The sequence below is a fragment of the Clostridium cellulovorans 743B genome (assembly GCF_000145275.1).
Lineage (GTDB): Bacteria > Bacillota > Clostridia > Clostridiales > Clostridiaceae > Clostridium_K > Clostridium_K cellulovorans.
The window spans coordinates 988,257-1,010,433 of the sequence record NC_014393.1 but is presented as its reverse complement, the minus strand read 5'-3'; the positions used below and the strand labels follow the sequence as shown (position 1 = coordinate 1,010,433).

The following is a 22,177-nucleotide window of genomic DNA, read 5'->3' as shown; positions in this document are numbered from 1 at the left end:
ATTCATATGATTGAAGAACATGATTTAATTTGTCTAATTCATCACTATATTCTGCTTTATCAAAATTATTAGCTACCCATTCTTTTATTACATTTACTTATCTTAGATGTTGTAACTACTTCCATTTCTTTAGTATCTAACCGCTATAGCTCTAGGATTCTATAAGCACTCTACAATTCTCTTAAAATTTTAACGGCACTTTCCACATTCAATTCATTATGAAGAAAAGCCTTGCGTAAAAGATTATCCGGAACCATTCCATCATATTTATCAATCTTAGGTGCCTGCTTTTCAGTCAATACCATATTATCATTATCACAATCTACCGACAATTCATGCAACTTATTTACTACTTCTACAACAGATAACCCACTTGTAATCTGTAGATAATGGCTTCCGCCTGAAACAGAATATATTTGCAGAAAGTCTTTGAGTCCATAAGATAAAAGTCTTTTTATTGTCTTCATCTCCTTGCTTCCTACCCAAGGGCATAAATAAAATGAATTTGCCGAATAAGGAATAACATTATTCTCAAGCATTCCAGAATTTTTTGCCGTTTTTCTTGCTTCTTCAAGTACTTCCGATGCGTTTGGACTGAGATATGAATACCTGACATTCTCCGTTAAAATTCTCCGAATTCTATGTACCACTTTTGTATGTATATGCCCCCCAGAACCATTCCATATGGGAATTCTACTGTTTTTTATTGAACGAACATATATAATTTTTCTATTCTCATCTAACTCTAATACTCTCCACATGTTTCCAGCTAACACAAACGCCTCTCCAATAGCAGGACAATTGTCCAAGGTACCAATTTCGCCTTCCTGACTATGCACATGGAATACTTGTTCATCTTGAAAAACAGCATAAAACGAATAATGATTTACAATCCTTTCTCCTTTTATGCCTACAATAATTCCACCATTTTCTACTTTCTGCAAGTAATCATTCTCCAGCATATACTGCAAAATTTCACGGTATTCATCTTGTGAAATAGAGTTACGAAAGGCAGGAAGAAGTAGCACGTTTCGCGCTAATTCAGGAGGAGATAATTCCCCATATGACATCAGTACACTAAGTGTCTGATGCGCTACTAAACTAAAAGGCTTCTCCTTCATATAAAATGGTTCCACCCATCGTTCTTCCAAATATAATTGAATAATTGCTATAGCACGCAACAACTCCCACGGAAGCCTTTCAAACAGATTCTTGTCTGATTCTTCAAAAATATTAACGAACAACATTTGTGACTTGCCTGTACGTCTGCCCGAACGTCCGAGCCGTTGTACAAAACTCGAACAAGAATACGGTGCTCCTATCTGTATTGTAGAATCTAAATCCCCTATATCAATCCCCAGTTCTAACGTAAGCGTTGCAGCTGTAACTGTTGCGCCCTCCGCATCCCGCAATGCAGTTTCAGCTTCGCGGCGTAAAGCCGCTGAGATACTTCCATGATGAACAAAAAAGACATCTGTTTCCTGTCTAGCATACGCAATATTTTTCAAGTCTGTTATAACTTTTTCCGCACCACCTCTGCTGTTTGTAAAAATCAGGCACTTCTTTTTATGTGAGTTTTGATATAAAAATTCATTATATTCTTTTACAATATTTTCTGCCTTCAACGGTTCTTTAGGTAATTGAAAACTTTCTACACATAAAGAAATCGTTCTGGCATGTCGCTTTATCCCTACTACCTTCACACCACGCCTTGTACCTGATGCCAAAAAATGCTGCGCAGGCTCGTAGTCATTCAACGTAGCAGAAAGGCCAATTCTTCTTGGATAGCAATCTGTAATTTTTTCCAATCTCGATAAAAGACAAAGCACCTGCAGCCCTCTATCGGTTCCCATAAAGGCATGTATCTCATCAATCACAACAAAACGCAAATCCGAAAAAAGACGTTTCGCATCCCCAGGATGTCTCATCAGTAGTGCTTCCAGTGATTCTGGAGTAATTTGAAGAATTCCCTTGGCCTCTTTCAATGCCCGCTTTTTAATTGACTGTGATATATCTCCATGCCATGGCCACACAGGAATATAACTTTCTTCTAACAACTCGCTAAGCCTTTCAAACTGGTCATTAATCAACGCTTTCAAAGGTCCAATATACATCACGCCAACTGAATTTGACGGCTGGTTATACAATGTCGTTAATATTGGAAAAAAAGCTGCTTCTGTTTTTCCTGATGCTGTCCCCGATGCAATAATTACATGATCGTCTGTGTCTAATATTTCATTACAAGCTTCAACTTGAACTTCTCTCAAATCTGTCCAATTTTTTTGATAAATATATTCTTGAATAAAGGGTGCATAACGTTCAAAAGCATTCTGACTCATATATCAAACTCCGCAAAAATATCTTCTTCCTTTTCTGGTACCTTTTCCGGATCAGTTTCTGCACTTTTTACAGAAAAGCCTTCTTCTGTAATTAGTTCATTAAACTTTATTTCGGGGTTCTGCTGTAAAATATTCAGAAGCCCTAAAAAATCTCTTGTAATTTCACGAGGTGTAAGCAATTGATCTGCTCCCAACCGTGAATTAACTGTATTAATAAACGCAGTTAATTCTTGCGCTCCTAAAATACACTCGTATCCGTAATGCGAACTATGTACTTCACAAAGTCTCTCCAATAATAGATAAATTTCCTCAGCTGATAACTGATTTAACTTTATCACTGGGCTGGTATAGTCCACATACCCTTGAACACCAAAACGGTTATCTGCCAATCTTGAACGAAGAGCCTCATAGTTAAAGAGTCCTCTGCGTTCATCATAAATAAATTGCGGAGTACCACTTAAAAATACACCTATAAATTGAGCTTTTCCTTGCATCGTATCGTTAAAAATCGTAAGAATTTTTTCATAATTACTATCCCTTGCTTGTTTATGCGTTATCTTATAAAGATTTACTCCTTCATCTAAAAAGATAAGTAATCCCTTATATCCTGTCTTTGAAACAAATACTGCAAATAATTTCAAAAATTCATACCAACTTTGATCATCAATAATGCAATCTACTGAAAGATTCTGCCTTGCTTCAGTCTTTGTAGAAAATTCACCCCTCAGCCACCTCAAAGAGGCTTGCTTTAAATTCTCATCACCTGTTTTCATTCCTCTCCAGTAAGAATCAATTACTGATGCAAAAGCAAATCCATAGGCCATCTCCGAAAGTTCTACCATTACTTCACCAATTTTCTCACTGACCGCCTCTACAATTTCAGGTGCACCAGGACGAAATCCATTTTCCTTCGTTACAATAGCCTGTAATGAACTAATCCATTTTTGAAGAATAGATTCAATTGCTCCGCCTTCTGGTCTGATAAGTGTAGATAAATGCTGCATCAATTCTCTGTATGTAGATAGGCCCTGTCCTTTTGTCCCCGTTAGCCTACGTTCCGGTGATAAATCTGCATCAGCTACAACAAAGTTTCTTTCCATTGCATTATTCCGAATCATTTGCAACAAAAAACTTTTTCCGCTTCCATACTGTCCTGCTGCCAATCGAAAAGAAGCTCCTCCATCTTCAATCGTGTCAAAATCATGTAAAAAAGCATTTACTTCGTTTTGTCTTCCTACTGCAATGTGCCGCAGACCAATTCTCGGCACAACTCCTGCTGTCAAAGAGTTTAGTAACGCAGCCGATTCACGGCGATTAATCTTCTTCATTGCCATTTTCTTTCTCTCCTAAATTATAGATTTTTTTAGTGGAATTAAGTATTCCTGTATTATAACAGGTTCCACTTCCATAGTATCAATAATAATATCTCCCAATAATTGCATCGCTAAAGCATTAATGTCATCCACTAAAATTTCAGGCATCATCATGACTTTTTCGGAAATCCGCTCTAAATCACTTTGTGGATTCTTACTTGTTAACAAAACATGCAAAACATCTTTCTGATCTGGCATAAGTGCTTCAACAAATTCCTTTAATTCAACAGGCAATTCATTCACATTAAATAATTCTTTGCCATTTCCCTGTTCCAAAATCTGCGGTGGATTTCCGTAAATATACTCAAGTTCATCACGGTAATCATCTTCAACTATAATATTCTCATTTTCACTTGCAATAAGCATGCAACCTAAATAGCGTTCAGCAAGACGATTAATTTCCTGAATAGCTTTTTCATCTTCTGGTAGTTTCTTAGATTCCCATCCCGATTTCTCTAATCTATTCAATATTTCTCTCGCAGTAGGTGACAGTGCAAGATAAATCTCTGTAACTTCCGCAACATCAGTCAATAATGGTTTTTCCTCCGTCACTACACTATCTTCCACCTCTAAAGCAATTCGCACTGCATCGGATTGTGCTCTCAAATGGTCAATACTCTGAAAATCCAATACTATTTCTTTTTTGGACAGTTCCTCTAGTTTCGCCTCTGGATGTTCGCCATATTCCTTTTTTAAAAACGCTTCTATTAGTTTAGCAATTTCTTCGTCCAATGTGATTCCACGCAATCGTCCTCTATATCCTCTCAATCCTCGAAGGACATTTTCTCCATATCGAACAAGTTCATTGATGTACGCTCTTAATTTTGAATTTGTTGAATATCCTTTTACAACAATTACAAACTCCTCGTTTGCCTGTGGACAAACTGCACTACTAAAAATATACCTTGCTTGTTTTTTAGTTCTAGATGGCCCATAAATCGCCAAAATACCTTTTTGTTTCTTCTTTCGCAATACTACGTCAACTAACGCTATCACTCTCGGAATTGCTTCTTTAATAAGTTCTTGATTTCCATCTTTGTAAAACTTACTATTTACTATCGCATAATCTGTCAATGTTTCAATTAATGAAAAAGATAATTTTAACGGAACTTCTTCCGAATGCCTATCAATCAAAATATCGGTCACTACAGATGGCATTAAATGAATATAGTCTTTTTCCACTGGCGACATATACTCTAATTTATGTAACTGTGTGAAATCAAAAATCCAATCAGGCATGTAACGGTCTAATTTGGAGAATCTCTCACGATATCTCGTCCATATAGAACTTAATTTCACCAGTCCCTCCTGCGGTGCTGTCCAGCCAATTCCACTAAGGAGTTCATAAATATATACAAAAATATAGGATAAACCTGTATCAATATAATTTTCTTCTCTTACTTGAGACCTCCAGTAGAAATACCACGCTTGCTGCTGCCCATCCATGCTGTCATAGGTTGGCCAATACGTCATAAAAGGAACAAATAACACTTTTTTTCCTTCTTTAGAGCTATATTTTTTCATATCTCGAAAAAATTTTTCTCTTTGCTTATCCACAGAGAAAGATATTCTAAAACCTTCTTGTTCATAAGAAGGTCTTGCTGGGATAGCCTGCCTTGATTCTTGTTCTCCAAAGATTTCTACATCAGAAAATTCTTCTTTCTTAACTTCATCCTGCTTAATATCTAGACCATCATATGTATTTACTCCTACAGGTTTGCAATTTATAGATTGCGAATGGACCATCATATCTCCGTTCATCCCATCAAACGTATTTATGTTACTATTTAGTTGTTTTTTTATACCACCATAAGCAATGGCATAATGCACAATTCCTATAATCCACATCAATGCTGATAACGATGTACACGCATACGTAATAACTCCATATATAACAGCACAAATAATATGCATCTGATTAAAATTGATAATTCCAATATACAGTAATGAAATCCAATTAAATGCCGGTATAAACGATAAAACTCTCCATCCTTTTCCTGGCAACCTTTTTCCATGATTCTTCATTTACTTTCCCCCGTTTTTCTTCTGACACCATTTCAATTCCCATAATATAGGATATACACCTTTCAAAGCAGTACATTTTTTCACCAAAATATCTGTGTTAACATTCTTATTCTTTCTCAACTTGGCAAGTTTTGAAAAACTAACTCCTACAAAAAGCTTTTGGTAGCCTATGGTCATGTTTGTACTCCTATTTATAAATTTCTTCTACTTTTCTCATTATATAACAAAAAATGTACGTTCTCAATATTCATTACGAGAAAATAAAACCATGATTATTTGATGGTTTTAGCATAAGAATTATATTATATACTAGATTTAGTTCTATATCTGGTGTACTAACTTTTGCCACACTTGAATAGAGAAATGTACTCTTTCTAAGACCTATATATAGTGCCCGCTAAAATATTGCATTTTACTTAGCTGGCTTGAAATGTAATTTATACAATAGCCTTATTATATATCCCCGTCATTAATCCTATCGAAAATATGTTTATTTTGACCAAGCAGATCATCCTTTTTAGCAATTAGTGGATCTATCCAATCGGCTTTATTTCTTGACCAGTCTATCCACTTTTCTATTTTTGCTTTCTCTATTTCGTCATTCACTTTATCTAGTGATTTTTCCATACAATTAATAAATCGTCTAATCTTCTCAGCCTTATTCCAATCTAAAGCCGCTTGTTCAAGTAGTTCTATGTCCTTCAATTCTCCATTTCTCATTTGTTCTAAACGTCGTTGTCTTTCTTTCTCTTCCTCTTCTCTTTTGCATCTTCTATTATTTAATTCTTCAATCGCACTTGATCTATTAGCAATAACAAACATATGATATATGACACTACTTAATTGCAACTCCAACGGCTCATTATCAATATCTTTGTATTGATAATCCTCTATGAAATGATTGTATAACCACTCCTCTGCTCTAAATGAAAGTACTAGAATATTTTTAGTTTCATGTGTTTGCTCATTTATTTTTGTCTTTTTCTTTTCCTCTTTAACCTCAAAATAAAAGATAGTCCTCATAATAACAAACATAGCAACATCTTTTTCATATCCCTTAATGAGCTGAATACTGCCTTCCATTTTGTCTAAAATATTTATCAGTGCATTTATTATTCTATATGCTCTATTAATATTGGAATCCGAGACTTGTATAGGAAGAATCGAGTTTCCTCCAACATACTTATTCTTAATATCTTCATCATAATAGTATTTTGAATTCAAACTCTTCTGCTTAAATTCTTTCTCTCTTTTTTTTCTAAGCAAAGTTCCTTCTTTATGCTCAAGAATAAGATTATGTGGATTTTTTAGTTTAGCATCAACCTTAATTTCCGAACATTTATCTTTAATAAAACTAACTGTTTCTTCACTAAACAAATTCAACTCTTCATCAGAAGTCAATTCATTATCACTAAAATTCTCCATAGCAGTCTTAAACTTAATTACATAGTTATGAACATATTTTTTATATATTCCATATACTTGAGGCAATGGAGTTTTGGTAACACTCTTACCAGCCTTCAATTTGGCCCAATATCCACTAGTTGGTAATGGTATCCCCAATCTTCTACAGTTCCTTCTTAAAACGCTATCTGATATACCATACCTTGTTGCCACAGTCACCATTGGCTCTGTCCAAACCTCATTATATAAAGTTTCTCTTTCATCTCCCGAAATATAGTTAAAATTCATTACATAGATCACCTCACCACATCACGCCTTTAATTACCTTCGCTTTGCTCTTCAAAATACTCTTCTAAAGCAACTCTACTTCTTTCTTTAAGTAAATCTAATAATTCATTTTCCCTCTGTTTTGTAGTAAGCCACAACTCTCTATATTGCTCATAAAAAGCTCTTATCAATATATCATCATCATAAGTTTCTTCTACCCCTAATATCTTGGACATTAGCTTTCTGTCTTTAACGATATTCATAAAATCATAAAATATCTGACTTATTCTCTCTGAAGCTAACCTTGATACATTTTGCTTAAACCCCGATAAATTTGGTATTATAGAACTAACCTTGATTCTATTAATTCGCCTTCCTCTTTTATCAAAATTAACCTCCGAATTATCCTCATAAAGCTCGATTTTTATCATATTTTCTTTTTGTAAATTCTCCCCTTGGATTGTAGTTGAATAAGACTCTATATTATTTTCAGCAAGAATCTTTTCTAGTACATTAAGTTGATGGCTCATTACATCACCAATCTTATCCTCTATTTTTTCCTTATTCGTTACTCTAGGTAGAATATCAAACTTCTCAAATCTAACATCATTTAATAAATTCACATGAAAACTCACCTTAAATACATACGCCTTATCTTTAGTAAAACTACCAATATTATTTTCTATAACTAACCGAAACTTTTTATCAATTCCTGTATCGAAAATATCAGTGTCATTTAAAATATATTCCATAAGTTTATCTCCTCTAAATTTATTACTATTAGTAAAATTAATTTCCACTTAATCATATTTTAATACATTCTTTATCATATATTAGCCATAAAATTACAAGTGCTTCTCTGAGATTCCCAATTATCATAAAATATATGTCAATATCAAGACTTCCTATAGGTCTTGATACATTTAAATACTTATCTTAACCTACAAAATCGCAATTATAAAGTTATTAAATAACTATAAATTCTAAACATATTCCTTAAAATAATTATTGCTTCCTTATAGTTTGAATTTGTAGTAAAAAGAGGTTTATATGAATTAATTGATAATATACGTAAATAAGTGTAAAATTATAATATGTAACTTTATGTAATATATGTATAAAGGAAGGATGATTTATTTGGGTAACATGTTACAAGAATCGTTGGGCAACTTTGCTTGTTCAGAGCTTAATTATATGGACAATAAAATTCATGTTTGGCATTTTTATTGTGAGGAACGATATGCCGACTTTTTGCAAGGTAGCAAATGTTGGGGTGGACAAGGTTTATTTAATACGGATGAGATACTAGAATTTAATAAATTGAATGATGATACATTAGTAATTGTACAGCATGATGGTATTGAAACTGCAAGATATAAATATGTTCCTATTTTTAAAGCAACTATGGAGTATAAAAAAAAGAATTGTGATGGTAAAAAGGAAAATAGGACATTAACATTTACAATAAGAAAAAGTGTATATGACAATAAAGTTAATCTTATAGATACTGATAAAAACTCTTTAGACTTTTATGATGTAGAAGCTGTTAAAAGGCACTTTAAAGAGACATATGGTACCTACAAATTAACTGAATGGAGTATTTATCTTGGATAAGATGATTCTAATAGACTTGGAAACCCAAGACTTTTCAGTTACATCTGGAATATATGAAGTAGCTTGTTTGGTCGTAGAAAACTATGAGATAATTGATAAATTGTATTTAGGTAAGGAAATACCTGATTACAAAGGGAAAAGAAATTACGGATTTGGATTTTATAATATTAGTGGAGATACCGAGTATATTACAAAATTTAAGGAATTCTTAAAAAAGTATCCTTATCCAATAGTTGCTCATAACTGTCCATTTGATAGAAAGTTTCTTGTATATTATCAATGGATTACAGATGATTACCTTGCTTACTGCTCTATGAGAGCTATAAGAATGGCTAACAAAATGCTTGATAGTTATGCATTACAAAACTTAGTTAAACATTATGAAGTAGCTGATGAAGTTAAACATACAGCAATGTCAGATATTGAAAACGTCTATAAAATATTAAAGATAGTTAAACCTCAAATTTGGCTACCTGTGGGTACAAGTTCAAAGAGTAGATCATACTCTAAAGTTAAGGCAAGAGCATTAGAAGACATTGATTTAAGGATATCTTCAACTAACATACTTGAAGGTGAAGTTGTATGCTTTACAGGTCAAAGCGATTATCCAAGAAACACTATGCAAGAAATAGCAATGAAAAATGGTGCTGAAATATCTAATAGTATTACCTTAAAGACGACCATGCTTGTAGTTGGCTTAAATTCTGGAAGCAAGTTAGATAAAGCACATGAAAAGGGTATTTCAATTATAGATGATACTGAATTTATGAAAATGTTACATCTAAAAGACATTGATATACTTGATTAAAATATTTAGGTGGTGTGTTTGTTGATAAATTTAAACGATACTGATAATTTTATTATCTTCTCTTCATTGACAGATAAAGTGAACAAACTAAGGGAATGGGATTTGATTGGGAAAAGAGATTACAATAAGCTTATTAGTGGAAAAAGTACAGAAATAAAGCCAATTTTATATAAGGGAGTATTTATACAAGGAGAAACCAATTGCCAAGTTGTTGGTTATACTACCAGAAAACTTATCATGGTATACATGAAATTGCTGTTATAGAAATAAACGGAAAAACTCACAAGATAAATCCTGTGTATTTAAAACAGATGCAAAGTAAAGATTTTAATATGTTTACTCTAGAAGAAGAATAATGTAATCTAAAAAAATTAACCCATCAATAATATTCTTTTTCCCTTCACTTAGTCTTTCTTTTCTTCTTTTTCTTTCCATAATAAATGGCCTCCTATGATATCTTAATTCTATCCATAGAAGGCTATTCTAAATCAATTTTACAGACTTTATTTCACAGGCGGAGATGCAAATGCTAATCACAAAAATGCACCACCTTCTTAGTATCTTTTTTCGATTTGGCATAGAGCCTCTAGAGACATAATACGTAGCCAAAAGCTAGCATTGCTACACAACTTTGGCTACTTAGAGAGAATTTTATCATGTCCCTTTCTCCATATAAAATCTATTAAAATTTGTGATACACTTTTTGATTGGTACAGTGGTACAACAGAAGTCACTTATAGTGCCTTCATAAGAATAAAGCTTATCTAAAAGTTCTTTCCAGATTCAGCTGACTAATTACATTGACATTACAGACCTTCTGTTTATCTTACTATCTGTAATTTTAGCAAAAGAAATCTTCACTATCTATTCGATAATTCTTTGAAGCTTACGATTTTTCTTACTTAGATTTTACTGTAACCATATTCTACTTGCTCGATTATATTAGGGTAACAGAGAAAAAGAGGTCACCTCCTTAGACACTTCCTCTTAGAAGTTTAAATATATTTTTTATACCATTAACACATAATCAATTTCTCGTTTTAAAACTCGTTCCTCTAGTTCGCTTAAATTTCTATATTGTTTAAATTTATCAATAGTTTCTTCTAATGTTTTATTATGTATTCTCATATACTCTGATAAACTTATATATAATTCTTTTTTAAACTTTTTATCTGAATACAACTCTTCATATCTATTTTTATCAAGTAATACACTAAAATAAGCCAATGTCGAATCATTTCTTATGTTTTTGTGGTTAGCTTCAAAATGTATCCTAAAAACATTATCTATTTTATTTTCTAGGTACATAATAATTTTCCAATCATTTATATGGTATATATTTTCTACTATCACCTCTCTATATTTTCTTGTTAATTGATATATTAATTCTGTTATGTGTCTATTTTTTTCTATAACTCTATACTTTACATATAATAAAAATTTGTTAAATATATTATTAATCAAAACCCTATTATCTATCTTTTCATCAAAATACTTTAGCTCCTCAATATAATAACTTATGTAATCTTCGTTCACCCAATCACGAATTAATATAAACTTAAATATATTTATATCTATCTTTTTTAATATTTCTTCAAATTCATAATTAATCTCTCTTTTTAAATTTTGAAAAATAAATTCATATTTATTTCTCATTCGATACTTTAATCTTGACTTATCTAATATAGATAATATTATTTCTAATACTTCAATCCTCTTTTTCGGTTTGCGAGCACCTGCTATAATATCCCAATAATAACTTTCAACTTTTTCTAAATCAGTTTCATATAATACTTCAAATGCGAATTCTACATCTTTTGACCACTTATACTTTTCTTCAAAGATTTTATATAAAGCCCATGAGATTTTGTACTCTTCTGATAATAAATTTAAAAGTTCTTTATATTTACATCTTTCTAAATCGCTTATTTTTTGATCATATAAATATAATATAAAGACTTCGTTTTTTAATTTTTCCGACTCTTCATTATATTTGTTTTCCCTTAACAACTTATATACTATATTACTTTCTAAGTTATCTATTTTTACAAAGTTTCTCATTACTTTTTCGAAAACATATTTAACAAATCCAGTGTCTTTACTCAATCTATTATTTCTTAGAATTTCCTCTATCAAACTATGAATAAATTCCCACGCCTCTTGCTTTTCTAACTTTATAAACTTATCAATTAAATTTATTCTAATATCATTCTCATTTTCTCTAAAATAATTAATTCTATATCTCAAATCAACTTTAAAGTTATTAAATTTACTTTTATCTAAATAACTTAAAGACAAAACATCTGCTAATAATCTTTTTTCTAAAATTTCTTTGATAGATATGTTTTCTTGTATCCAATTATATTTATTATTTAAAAAATCATCTAATTTTTCTCCAGTTATTTTATTGATAAAATCATCAATATAATTATTAAAGTTTGTATTAAAAACAACTTCCAAAAACTTTCCTTTTTCATCTTCTTTTATTTTTTTATATTCATTTGTTAATTCCTCAAAAAAATACTTTGTATCTTCTTTGTCATATAATAATCTTTCATATTTCCTAACTATACTTTGCTCAATTTTACGTTTTAAATATCTCATTTCATCTTCTTTAAATTTCATAGTATGGAATAGTTGTTCAACATTTCCCATAATTGCAAGTAAAATAGTTAAAGATAAAATTAAAAAGCTAAAAATTCCAGCATTTTTATAATATTTTTCAATGATATCTAATAAACCACTTAATAATTTAATAGACTCTAATACTTGATATATATATGTTACTTTAAAAACTATTCCACAGAGTTTTAGTGTCACTATCAAAAATACAAAAAATGTAGATTTAAAAATTCTAGATTTGAAAAATTGTATAAGTACTCTATCTTCTAAGTAAACTTTACTTTTGCTCTTTCCTAAATATATATCATTAACATTAAAATTGACCATAAATATCAACATAGTTATCAATGCCGTTATTCCACCAGTAACAACTCCTAACATTGTTAATGGATTTTTCACATACATATCTCCTATAGTATTTCCTTTTATCAACATAGCTATCAACGGAAATACCCCAATAAATGCCAACCACTTTGCATATATTTTCATTTTTAAATTAATTGTATTATATAGATTAAAGGTTAATAAAAATATACTATATAAAATCTTACTTTGAATCAAACCAATTCTATTGCTCACTAAAAACATTGCAACTAATTCCAATAAATATATAGCTATCTGATATTTGTATTGAAGAATTACATCTTTAACTTTAAATTTATAATAACTTCTCATATATGAACTTTCATTATATATATCATTACAAGTTAAAAATACTGCAGTGCCCATTATACTTACTAAGTATATATTCATATTAATCTTATATACTAGCAAATAAAATATAGCAATACTTATAACCTGTAATATAATCTCTCTGCATAAATATTTTACTTCACCTATTAACTTTTCCATTTAATTCTCCTTTGTATATTTTTATTAAACTCATATTTATGGTACAGTTTAGCATTCCTAATTCTAATGCTTTAATATAGATAAAGCGTGACAGTTATAATTGTTAGCTATTATTGTATATATTTTTTAGAAAATTAGACAAATTAATTATTTACTTACCATGTCTTGCGGAACATATACATTTTATTCCACTCTACAACCCCAGTATTGCCACCGCCACTATCTGCCTTTCCTTTATAGTCTTATTATAGCTCCATATGCATGTAGTGCACAAAAGGCTGAAAAGGAAACACCTCTTCAACCCATAATAATATTATTTTAATCCACTATATTAAGGCATTCAAGAAAATATCTCATATAAGTTATTTCCCTACTTATTATTCTTACTTGGACTAACATACCATTTTTAATATCAACTTGAGTACCGTCCTTTTTAGTCATAGTTGTTACTGGTATGTCACAAGTTGCTGTATAATAGCTGTTTCCTTGCTTTTGATCAATCTTAGCATCAGTACTTATATTACTTAACTTGGCTTTAAGAACACCATATTCACTTTGTGGCAAAGCTAAAAACTCTATAACTACATCCTTACCTTCTGATATTTCTGCAAAGCTTGAATTCTGTATATATGTATCTGCTACAAAAGCTGAACTGTTCTTTGGAATTATCTTTGCAAGCTCTGTGCCATTTTGGACAACATCTCCTACTTTAAGCTCATTACTTAAATTTATAACACCATCATACTCAGCCTTTATTGTAGTTGCTTCTACCTTAGCTACTGCTAAATCTAAATTAAGCTTTAATTCAGAGATGGCATTTTCTAAAGAACTAATTGTGCTATCTAACTGTGAAATATATTGTTCTTTGTAAGAATTACTTGTTGACACCGCAGTGGTTTCCTTTAACTTAATTTCATATTCCGCTATTTTGTTTCTCACTGTAAGCCTTTGATTATTCTTTAACTTAGTTATCTCTAAGTTTGTTGAATCTATCCTATCCTTTATAGTCTTTATATTACCCTCTAGGCTCTCTTTCTTCATCTGCACTGCTTGGTCCAATTGTCCTTGATTTGTAAGATCATTTAAGTCTTTTTCGTATTTATTAACAGTTGTTTGATCCTTCTGGATTTGATCTTTATAAGATTTTAATGTAATTTCATAATCTTCATATTGATAATACATGTAGTGAGCTTTATTAAAATAATTTTTCTCTTCTTCAATAGATTTTAAAAGCGTATTTAAATCGTTTATCGCATCCTGTATACTATTTTTTTGAACCTCAGTTGAATTAACCTGTGCATTTCCGCTTTCTAAATTTTTCTGATATAATTCATATTTCTTATAGTATTCACCTTCCACATCATCAGAGGCATTTAAATGATTTACACCATCCAAAATAGATGTTTTAAGCTTATTATTTACTGATAATTCTGCTTGCTTATCCTGTAGATTTTTCTCTAAAGCATTCTTTTGTAATGTTAACTCTTGTCCATTAACTACTAATAGAACATCACCTTTTTTAACCTCCATTCCTTCCTTCATATTTAAAGAAGTTACAATTCCAGCAGTTCCACTAGCCACCTTAAAGATTTCCTCTTGTGGTCTTACTACCCCTTGAGATTTTACTGTTATCTGCTTTTTAGCAAAACAAGACCAAGTTATTACCGTAGCTAATAAAGCAATTATTATATACATCATATATCTTGAAAATCCCTTTGGTCTTGCTTGCATTATCTCCCTAGAATCAGTTATATCATTTAAATTTTCTATTTTATACCTCATAGCTAACACCCCCAATTGAAGGTTCTATAGAAGCAGCTACTTCAACTTCAGCATCCGAAGTTTGTCCACTCCACAAGTTATAATAGTAGCCTTTTTTACTTAGAAGTTCCTTATGTGTTCCTACCTCTATTACCTCTCCTTTTTCCATAACATATATCTTATCGCATTTCATAATCGTACTTAATCTATGAGCAATTATTATAGTAGTTACATTTTCAGTACATGTTTCTATAGTCTTTTCTATGGCTTTTTCTGTTATAGAGTCAAGGTTTGACGTAGCCTCATCCATTATAAGAATTTCTGGTTTTTTCAAAAGAGCTCTAGCAATAGCTAATCGCTGTCTTTGTCCACCTGAAAGATTACTACCCTTTTCTTCTAACATAGTTTCGTATCTGGTAGGTATATCATTTATAAATTCATGAATGTGCGTCATCTTACATGCTTCTATAATTTCTTCAAAGGTTGCATCACAATTAGCAAACTCCATATTTTCCTTTATGGTGCCTGAAAAGAAAAAAGAATCCTGAGAAATATAAGAGATTTTATCCCTTAGAGCTTCTAGATTTATGTCTTTAATATTATAATTATTTATTATAACTTCACCTTTTTCTACTCCATAAAAGTTCATCAATAGCTTTGCTATAGTAGTTTTTCCAGAGCCACTTTCTCCTACTAATGCTACCTTCTGTCCTTTTTTAATGTTCATGTTTATGTTCTTTAATACTAATTGTCTAGTTCCATATCTAAAGTCTACATTTTTTAAAACTATATCTCCTAAAAGCGTAGAAGGATTAACCTTTTTATCCTCATTTACTGCTTTTTCTTTTTCTAAATCTAAAATTTCACCTAATCTATCAGCTGCAACCATTGCACTTTGTAATTCTGGTTGCAAATTAATCATTCTTTCTATCGGTTCTATAAAATAAGCTAGAAGTGCATTAAAGCTTATAAGTTCACCTACTGTTATCTCTCCTTTTAAAGCTAAATAAGCTCCCATCCAAAGAATACAGATTCCGAAGATTCCTTTTACAGTGTTTTTTAACGTTCCTTGAAGGTTATTTATATATCCATGTTTAAAAATGGACTTTATAAGTTTAATGAATTTCTTCTCAGTTTCTAAATTAACTTTTTTCTCTCCGTTATATGCCTTAACAGTTTCTATTCCTTCTATACCCTCAACTAAATAGGAAGTTAACATAGCGTTATCCTCCATAACTTTTCTATTTATATCTTCTAGAGACTTTTTAAATACAAATACTAAAACCATATATAAAACTATAGGAATAAAACATATCCAAAATAACTTTGGACTTTGCATATATAAGATAACTCCACCTGCAATAGCCATAACTGTATCTATCATCATAGTTAAGGTTGCCTGAGATATAGCATCTCTAATCTTACCTGCATCGTTAAATCTTGATATTATCTCTCCAACTTTCCTTGTTCCAAAAAAATTCATAGGCAAATCTATAACATGATTGTAATATCCTAAAAGCAGTGGTATATCTATATTTTGAGACATATGCATAAGCAATAAGCTTCTAAAAAATTCTGTTATTATCCTAAATATAATTAGACCTATCATTGCTAGAGATATAACCATCAAACTACTATCTAAATTATTAGGCAAAATATCATCTATTAAAAATTTAAAATAAAATGATCCCACTATCCCTAATATAGTAATGAGCATTGAGGCTATAAATATATTTATAAGTAAATTTTTCTGTACTCTAATTAATCCCCAGAATCTTTGAAATAATCCCTTTGTTTCATCACCCTTCTCAAACTTAGGTGAAGGTACCATTAAAATCAGTACACCTGTCCAAATTTTGAAGAAATCCTCTGGCGTATACTTAACCATTCCCTTAGCTGGATCTGCTATCAATATCTCTTTTTCTGTAACTTTATGTATAACTACATAGTGTAGCAATGAACCATCTATAATTACATGTGCAATTGCTGGCTTTGGATACTCAGAAAAAATATCTTCTGGCTTTGAAGCTTTAACTCCTTTTGCTGTGAAACCTAAAGTTTCTGCTGCTTTTATAAGTCCATAAGCAGAAGTCCCCTTCATATCAGTGCCTGCTGTTTCTCTTATTTTTGATATTGGTATCTTTAATCCATATTGTTTAGATATAGTAGCTAAACAGGCTGCCCCACAATCTTTGATATCATTCTGTTTTATGCAATGGTACTTCTTAAATAAATTCTTCATGTGTCCTCCAAAATTTCCTCTTTCTGAATTAATTATTTAGTAACTAAAACTTTAAAACTTCATACCTTAAAGTAATTAATAAACAGCCTATAGAAAAATAAAGTGAAAAAAGCCGTCGAATTCATTACTGAACAATACGGCATTTTTTAACTCATCATAATCATAATCATAAGTCTTAGATTATCGAAAGATTGGACTTTTATTAATTACTACCTAATTTATTAAAAGCCAAAGATATTGAAATCAATCCTAAAGCTATAAATATAAATATACATCCTCTAACTTTTAAATTACTTACAAAATAATAGATGGATGTAATTATCGATATTACCGAAAATATAGCAAACACTACCCATGTTTTTTTCATAATGAACCTCCATATCGTACTAAGTTTATAAACTACATCTACTTACAATTTTCCTTATACGCTCTTATAAATAAAAAAATTGATATGGCTAAGGTTCCTATAAATGATATCAAAGAAACCTTATAATGAGGTTTACTAATAAAAAACATAGTTATATTAATAATTGAAAACATCAAAAAAATGATAGCTCCTACAAGTAAAGTTCTTAGCTTCAAAACTAGTACCCCTTTGATATATATTATCTTAATTTGTAATTGAATGATAAATTTTGACAACCATCATTTTATACTCAACGCTTCTTTCTTGAAAACAAAAAAATAGTAAGGATAATTGCTAACATGGAAAATCCAAATATTGTTCCATATTTTGCACTAAACCTAGCTGATATTACTCCTATACCTGATAGCGTAATCAATGACAAAAATGATATTACAGTTCTTATATTGTTACTCATACATCAACCTGCAAAATACTCATATCCACATCTCCAACTTCTACAATGTTAACACCTAGTACCATAGCTATGACTACGCACCCTACATTAATAACTACAAATCTATTCATTTAAATTCTTTTTAACCATATTTATTATATAATGAGGACCTGTTACTATTTCGACATTCCCATTACAAATAACTTTAGTATTGTTCCCAGCAATCCATTTATTGATATTTTTCTTTGTATAAAAAGAATCAGTTTTTTCATCATAAATCATATTATTATTTATTAAAGTATTTTTAATCTCATCAACACTTATATTTTCTTTATTTACTGTATAACTTTCAAATCTATAAAATCTCTCGAAATATACTCCCATAAGCAAAGAAAATACTATGATGCCTAAAGCTCCAGTAACTAAGAATACAGATACTAAAGAATCAATATTCAATGTCGCAATTACCTTAAATCCTATTACACCAATAAGGCACATCAATAATGTTATAACTAAAACAATCACACATTTTATATAAATATCAAATTGCATAATAACCACTCCTTAATATTTCTATAGAGGATTTAAATTTACCATGGCTATGTTAAATTTAAATCCTCTATAAAATTAGACTATTTTTTTATGCTGGCTCATATAATCCAATTACACCACCAATAGTTGCTCCAACTAATGCAGTTTTGGCAACTACTTTCCAATCATAATTACCAGTATATAATTCATAACCACAAGCTCCTAGTCCGCCAACACATCCACCAATAACCGCTCCAACAGCACAACCAAACAATCCACCGCCATTACATTCTGTCGTTTCATTTTCTGTCATTTGATAAAATTGATTATAATTCATAATATCTCTCCTTTATTATAGCAAAAACATTTATATCTATTTAATATTTTTTATTTATTGGAGCTAGGCTTAAGTTATGACCTAACCCCCAATATATTACTGGAAACCAGATACAACTTATAAGTTGTATCTACTTGCAAATTTACGCATGGTCTATTGCTATATATACACCTGCACCGAGAGCACCACAGAATATACCGCCTAGTACAGATCCAGCGTTAGCTCCACCAATTGTGCCTATACCTGGACAAACAGCTGTTCCTATTGCAGCTCCAATTACAGTACAGCCAGCAGTAACAACTCCACACCATACCCAATCCCAATCAGACATTCCACCATTAATAAATTCTATTTCATCAATTCTTAAATCTGTAAAATTTTCATTAACCAATAAATTCATTTCATTCTCTCCTCAATCTTAAAAAATATTTATAATAAACTCCTTTGGGCCCATAAAGAAGTTATTACCTAAACGATATTTGGATTTAATCCAATATACATATCTACATGTAACTTGTCCATTTCCTCGACACTTTTAACTTCATTTATCGTAACATTATATAAAGAAGTTATTGGTTGAAGATTGTTTTCTTTAATATATTTTTGTACACCCATTACAGTTTGTTGTATACCTGCTGGATTCCCTATATGCGAAACCTTTAACGCATTAACTAGTTTAAATTCTTTTTTTACTTTATATGTATCACTAAAAGGCATATTTCCTTCCAGTGGAATAAGCACTTCAAAATCCATAGTTGGAATCATCGCTTGATTAACTGAATATGTTGTTGTTATTGTTGGTCCATTTTTCTTTAAGTTATTTTTATTTAGAAATTCTTCAATCTTTTTCATTTCTTCTTGCAATTCTGCTTGAGTTAATGTTTTTCTAAAAGAAAGGAGATTTTTAAAACTTATTTCATTATCTAATGTTATCATTTTATATTACCCTCACTTAATTCATTTTTCCTGACTCTTTTGTTCATATTTCCAAATCATTATCGTCTGTATTAGTGATTATATGTGTTCATAATTTTTTAGTCAATTATTTTCATTTGATACATTTATATATAATATTACAAACTTCTATAATGACTACATAGTCATCACTAACCTTCGACATATAACTCAATAAAAGTTAATTCTTTAATGATACTTGTTCGTATTTAAACGTATCCATTTCATTTTATATTTGAAAAATAGTTTTTTGTTAATTTCTATTTACATGAAACTCTTGGACTCTAAAAAAACTTCTTCAGCTGTATCTCCGTTCTTATCTAGATAGCTACTTTTAATTTAATTACATTTTTGATAGTTCTGCTAAAAGTGCATACCCTAAGAAAAAAATGTACACCCCTCAAACTTTCCGAAAAACATATACTGAAAGTGTTGTAAAAACAGATTGAATTCCTTGAAAATACTGGTGTTTTCAAGTGTCTTGCAGTACAATATATGTATCAAAAGTAATTTTTAGGTGGTGTAATTACGGTATATATAGTAGATCAAAATAATTTATTTGCTAAAGAACTTATTGATATTGATAGTAGTAAGACTATTCAACAATGAGCTTCTATTCTTGCTGCTGCACTTTACGCCATAGCTTAATTAAAAATAGAGCAAAACATATACTTATTTTCAAGAATATGTTTTGCTCTCTATGCAAAGGAGAAATATTATGAATCAAAAAAAAGTATATATAAATATTTTTGTAGTTCTGTATGCTTTACTAGTTCTTTTGTACTTTTTAGGTAACTACTTTCATAACGATTTGGTGCTAGAATCTAAATAGTACAAATTAAAATGAGAAAATCCTATATAGAAAAAATATGATACAATACTGGTATTGTATCCAAGGAGGATCTCATTATGGCAAAACATTTAGACAAACAGTTTAAGATTGATGCAATTCAATATTATCAAGATCACAAAGAATTAGGACTAGTGGGGTGTGCTAAGAATCTTGGCATTAGTCAGCAAACTCTTTCCAGATGGCAGAAAGAACTGCGAGAAACTGGCGATATAGAAAGTCGTGGATCTGGCAATTATTCTTCCGATGAGGCAAAAGAAATTGCTCGTTTAAAACGTGAATTACGTGATACTCAGGATGCTCTTGATGTATTAAAAAAAGCCATCAGCATTCTGGGAAAATAACAGAAGCTCTTTACCTAGAAGTTTCTGAAAAGACGGAAGCTGCCATGAAAGAAAACCGCCAGGTTTCCGTCTCTGGAATGCTGAAAATATTGGGTGTTTCACGGTCTGGTTATCGTGCATGGCAGAAACATATGCCTTCTGATACGCAAAAACGTAAGGAGGCTGTTAAAGTAAAAATTAAGGATATTTACGATGATTCCAAACAAAACTATGGTGCACCCAAAATTGCAAAAAAGCTACAACAAGATGGAGAAATCATTTCTCAGCGTACTGTTGGCAAGTATATGGAAGAACTAGGAATCAAGGCTCAATGGATCAAACCTTGGACAGTAACAACCAAAGATTCTGATTTCAGTAATGAACTTCAAAATATTCTTGATGAACAATTTAACCCTGAACGCCCAAATGCCGTGTGGTGTAGTGATATCACTTATATTTGGACAACAGACGGGTTTGTTTATCTAACCAGCATTATGGATTTATATTCAAGGAAAATCATCGCATGGACGCTTTCAAAAACTCTGGAAGCAGCATGTGTAATAGAAACAATAAACAAAGCCAAAGCAAGACGAAATACTGAGCAACCACTTATCTTGCATAGTGATCGAGGAAGTCAATACGTTTCAAATGAATACCGAAAAGCTACTGAAACAATGCAACTAAGCTATTCTAAGAAAGCCTTTCCATGGGATAATGCTTGCATCGAATCCTTTCATTCCTTAATCAAAAGAGAATGGTTGAATAGATTCAAAATCTGTAATTACAGACAATCATATCGTCTAGTATTCGAATATATTGAAGCCTTCTATAATACACAACGTATTCACAGTCATTGCGACTATATGTCGCCAGATGATTTTGAAAAGCTGTATGAAAAAGCAAAAAAGGAAGGAATGCTATTGGCGAGTTAAGATGAGGATAAACTTCTCATTTTAACTTGTACTAAATCTTGACATAGGACCAATTTTATATTCTTATGTGTATGTGGATTAAGTATTATATTTATATTATTTAATTTAAATACTTTTAATAACTTTCTTAAAAGTCGTAATTC

The 22,177-nt window shown here is 30.8% G+C and carries 20 protein-coding genes; 5 read left to right on the top strand and 15 right to left on the bottom strand.

Features of this window, described 5'->3' with window-relative positions; translation table 11 throughout:
- Positions 1 to 170: 170 nt before the first annotated feature.
- From CLOCEL_RS04175 to CLOCEL_RS04155, 6 genes are all read right to left on the bottom strand, one after another.
- Positions 171 to 2,339: a DEAD/DEAH box helicase gene (locus CLOCEL_RS04175; RefSeq protein ID WP_010076567.1), complete on the bottom strand. Its 2,169-nt coding sequence runs from the start codon at positions 2,337 to 2,339 to the stop codon at positions 171 to 173.
- The gene (locus tag CLOCEL_RS04170) at positions 2,336 to 3,673 is read right to left on the bottom strand and encodes an ATP-binding protein (RefSeq protein WP_010076568.1); all 1,338 of its coding nucleotides are present in this window, start codon (positions 3,671 to 3,673) and stop codon (positions 2,336 to 2,338) included. Before CLOCEL_RS04170 ends, CLOCEL_RS04175 begins: the two co-directional genes overlap by 4 nt.
- A gap of 12 nt (positions 3,674 to 3,685) precedes the next feature.
- Positions 3,686 to 5,461, bottom strand: a complete 1,776-nt coding sequence (locus CLOCEL_RS04165) for a TerB N- and C- terminal domain-containing protein (protein ID WP_242655212.1) — start codon at positions 5,459 to 5,461, stop codon at positions 3,686 to 3,688.
- A gap of 276 nt (positions 5,462 to 5,737) precedes the next feature.
- A complete protein-coding gene (locus CLOCEL_RS23025; RefSeq protein ID WP_010076570.1) occupies positions 5,738 to 5,914 on the bottom strand; it encodes a hypothetical protein in 177 nt (58 codons plus the stop codon).
- 276 nt (positions 5,915 to 6,190) lie between these two features.
- Positions 6,191 to 7,429 (bottom strand): hypothetical protein, encoded by a 1,239-nt coding sequence (locus CLOCEL_RS04160; protein WP_013291618.1) that lies wholly within the window; start codon positions 7,427 to 7,429, stop codon positions 6,191 to 6,193.
- Positions 7,430 to 7,458: 29 nt separating this feature from the next.
- Positions 7,459 to 8,160 carry a hypothetical protein gene (locus CLOCEL_RS04155; protein ID WP_013291617.1) on the bottom strand — a complete coding sequence of 234 codons (702 nt, stop codon included), beginning with the start codon at positions 8,158 to 8,160 and terminating at the stop codon, positions 7,459 to 7,461.
- 394 nt (positions 8,161 to 8,554) lie between these two features.
- Between CLOCEL_RS04155 and CLOCEL_RS04150 the strand changes: the two genes are divergently transcribed.
- From CLOCEL_RS04150 to CLOCEL_RS04140, 3 genes are read left to right on the top strand one after another with little or no spacing between them, the layout of a single operon-like run.
- Positions 8,555 to 9,022 (top strand): hypothetical protein, encoded by a 468-nt coding sequence (locus tag CLOCEL_RS04150; protein WP_242655253.1) that lies wholly within the window; start codon positions 8,555 to 8,557, stop codon positions 9,020 to 9,022.
- 1 nt (position 9,023) lies between these two features.
- Positions 9,024 to 9,830, top strand: a complete 807-nt coding sequence (locus tag CLOCEL_RS04145) for a BRCT domain-containing protein (RefSeq protein WP_242655252.1) — start codon at positions 9,024 to 9,026, stop codon at positions 9,828 to 9,830.
- A gap of 12 nt (positions 9,831 to 9,842) precedes the next feature.
- On the top strand, positions 9,843 to 10,094 hold the full coding sequence (locus CLOCEL_RS04140; RefSeq protein WP_423199587.1) for a hypothetical protein: 252 nt from the start codon (positions 9,843 to 9,845) through the stop codon (positions 10,092 to 10,094).
- Between the two features lie 744 nt (positions 10,095 to 10,838).
- Here CLOCEL_RS04140 and CLOCEL_RS04135 read toward each other — a convergent pair.
- The 9 genes from CLOCEL_RS04135 to CLOCEL_RS04100 form a co-directional block, all read right to left on the bottom strand.
- Complete coding sequence (locus CLOCEL_RS04135) at positions 10,839 to 13,304, bottom strand: hypothetical protein (protein WP_010076578.1); 2,466 nt, start codon at positions 13,302 to 13,304, stop codon at positions 10,839 to 10,841.
- A gap of 318 nt (positions 13,305 to 13,622) precedes the next feature.
- Positions 13,623 to 15,086 (bottom strand): beta-barrel domain-containing protein, encoded by a 1,464-nt coding sequence (locus tag CLOCEL_RS04130; RefSeq protein ID WP_010076579.1) that lies wholly within the window; start codon positions 15,084 to 15,086, stop codon positions 13,623 to 13,625.
- A complete protein-coding gene (locus CLOCEL_RS04125; protein ID WP_010076580.1) occupies positions 15,076 to 17,307 on the bottom strand; it encodes a peptidase domain-containing ABC transporter in 2,232 nt (743 codons plus the stop codon). The genes CLOCEL_RS04130 and CLOCEL_RS04125 overlap by 11 nt, the downstream gene beginning before the upstream one ends.
- 202 nt (positions 17,308 to 17,509) lie before the next feature.
- Positions 17,510 to 17,674, bottom strand: a complete 165-nt coding sequence (locus tag CLOCEL_RS04120; RefSeq protein WP_010076581.1) for a hypothetical protein — start codon at positions 17,672 to 17,674, stop codon at positions 17,510 to 17,512.
- A 289-nt stretch (positions 17,675 to 17,963) separates the two neighbouring features.
- Positions 17,964 to 18,128 carry a hypothetical protein gene (locus CLOCEL_RS23020; RefSeq protein ID WP_010076583.1) on the bottom strand — a complete coding sequence of 55 codons (165 nt, stop codon included), beginning with the start codon at positions 18,126 to 18,128 and terminating at the stop codon, positions 17,964 to 17,966.
- A 102-nt stretch (positions 18,129 to 18,230) separates the two neighbouring features.
- On the bottom strand, positions 18,231 to 18,659 hold the full coding sequence (locus CLOCEL_RS04115) for a hypothetical protein (protein WP_010076586.1): 429 nt from the start codon (positions 18,657 to 18,659) through the stop codon (positions 18,231 to 18,233).
- An 88-nt stretch (positions 18,660 to 18,747) separates the two neighbouring features.
- A complete protein-coding gene (locus CLOCEL_RS04110; protein ID WP_010076587.1) occupies positions 18,748 to 18,975 on the bottom strand; it encodes a hypothetical protein in 228 nt (75 codons plus the stop codon).
- 142 nt (positions 18,976 to 19,117) lie between these two features.
- Positions 19,118 to 19,375 carry a Blp family class II bacteriocin gene (locus tag CLOCEL_RS04105; protein ID WP_010076588.1) on the bottom strand — a complete coding sequence of 86 codons (258 nt, stop codon included), beginning with the start codon at positions 19,373 to 19,375 and terminating at the stop codon, positions 19,118 to 19,120.
- 68 nt (positions 19,376 to 19,443) lie between these two features.
- Positions 19,444 to 19,911, bottom strand: a complete 468-nt coding sequence (locus tag CLOCEL_RS04100; RefSeq protein ID WP_010076589.1) for a GyrI-like domain-containing protein — start codon at positions 19,909 to 19,911, stop codon at positions 19,444 to 19,446.
- A gap of 927 nt (positions 19,912 to 20,838) precedes the next feature.
- Here CLOCEL_RS04100 and CLOCEL_RS04095 point away from each other — a divergent pair.
- On the top strand, positions 20,839 to 21,123 hold the full coding sequence (locus tag CLOCEL_RS04095) for a transposase (RefSeq protein ID WP_013291592.1): 285 nt from the start codon (positions 20,839 to 20,841) through the stop codon (positions 21,121 to 21,123).
- Complete coding sequence (locus tag CLOCEL_RS04090) at positions 21,090 to 22,034, top strand: IS3 family transposase (protein WP_341271459.1); 945 nt, start codon at positions 21,090 to 21,092, stop codon at positions 22,032 to 22,034. The genes CLOCEL_RS04095 and CLOCEL_RS04090 overlap by 34 nt, the downstream gene beginning before the upstream one ends.
- Positions 22,035 to 22,177: the final 143 nt, after the last annotated feature.

Bases quoted from the DNA above. Each gene is read 5' to 3' on its own strand.
- CLOCEL_RS04130 (WP_010076579.1), bottom strand. From the start codon at position 15,086: ATGAGGTATAAAATAGAAAATTTAAATGATATAACTGATTCTAGGGAG.
- CLOCEL_RS04095 (WP_013291592.1), top strand. From the start codon at position 20,839: ATGGCAAAACATTTAGACAAACAGTTTAAGATTGATGCAATTCAATAT.
- CLOCEL_RS04155 (WP_013291617.1), bottom strand. From the start codon at position 8,160: ATGGAATATATTTTAAATGACACTGATATTTTCGATACAGGAATTGAT.
- CLOCEL_RS04150 (WP_242655253.1), top strand. From the start codon at position 8,555: ATGTTACAAGAATCGTTGGGCAACTTTGCTTGTTCAGAGCTTAATTAT.
- CLOCEL_RS04125 (WP_010076580.1), bottom strand. From the start codon at position 17,307: ATGAAGAATTTATTTAAGAAGTACCATTGCATAAAACAGAATGATATC.
- CLOCEL_RS04120 (WP_010076581.1), bottom strand. From the start codon at position 17,674: ATGAAAAAAACATGGGTAGTGTTTGCTATATTTTCGGTAATATCGATA.
- CLOCEL_RS04100 (WP_010076589.1), bottom strand. From the start codon at position 19,911: ATGATAACATTAGATAATGAAATAAGTTTTAAAAATCTCCTTTCTTTT.
- CLOCEL_RS23020 (WP_010076583.1), bottom strand. From the start codon at position 18,128: ATGAGTAACAATATAAGAACTGTAATATCATTTTTGTCATTGATTACG.
- CLOCEL_RS04175 (WP_010076567.1), bottom strand. From the start codon at position 2,339: ATGAGTCAGAATGCTTTTGAACGTTATGCACCCTTTATTCAAGAATAT.
- CLOCEL_RS04165 (WP_242655212.1), bottom strand. From the start codon at position 5,461: ATGATGGTCCATTCGCAATCTATAAATTGCAAACCTGTAGGAGTAAAT.
- CLOCEL_RS04110 (WP_010076587.1), bottom strand. From the start codon at position 18,975: ATGAATTATAATCAATTTTATCAAATGACAGAAAATGAAACGACAGAA.
- CLOCEL_RS04105 (WP_010076588.1), bottom strand. From the start codon at position 19,375: ATGAATTTATTGGTTAATGAAAATTTTACAGATTTAAGAATTGATGAA.
- CLOCEL_RS04160 (WP_013291618.1), bottom strand. From the start codon at position 7,429: ATGAATTTTAACTATATTTCGGGAGATGAAAGAGAAACTTTATATAAT.
- CLOCEL_RS04145 (WP_242655252.1), top strand. From the start codon at position 9,024: ATGATTCTAATAGACTTGGAAACCCAAGACTTTTCAGTTACATCTGGA.
- CLOCEL_RS04135 (WP_010076578.1), bottom strand. From the start codon at position 13,304: ATGGAAAAGTTAATAGGTGAAGTAAAATATTTATGCAGAGAGATTATA.
- CLOCEL_RS23025 (WP_010076570.1), bottom strand. From the start codon at position 5,914: ATGACCATAGGCTACCAAAAGCTTTTTGTAGGAGTTAGTTTTTCAAAA.
- CLOCEL_RS04115 (WP_010076586.1), bottom strand. From the start codon at position 18,659: ATGCAATTTGATATTTATATAAAATGTGTGATTGTTTTAGTTATAACA.
- CLOCEL_RS04170 (WP_010076568.1), bottom strand. From the start codon at position 3,673: ATGGCAATGAAGAAGATTAATCGCCGTGAATCGGCTGCGTTACTAAAC.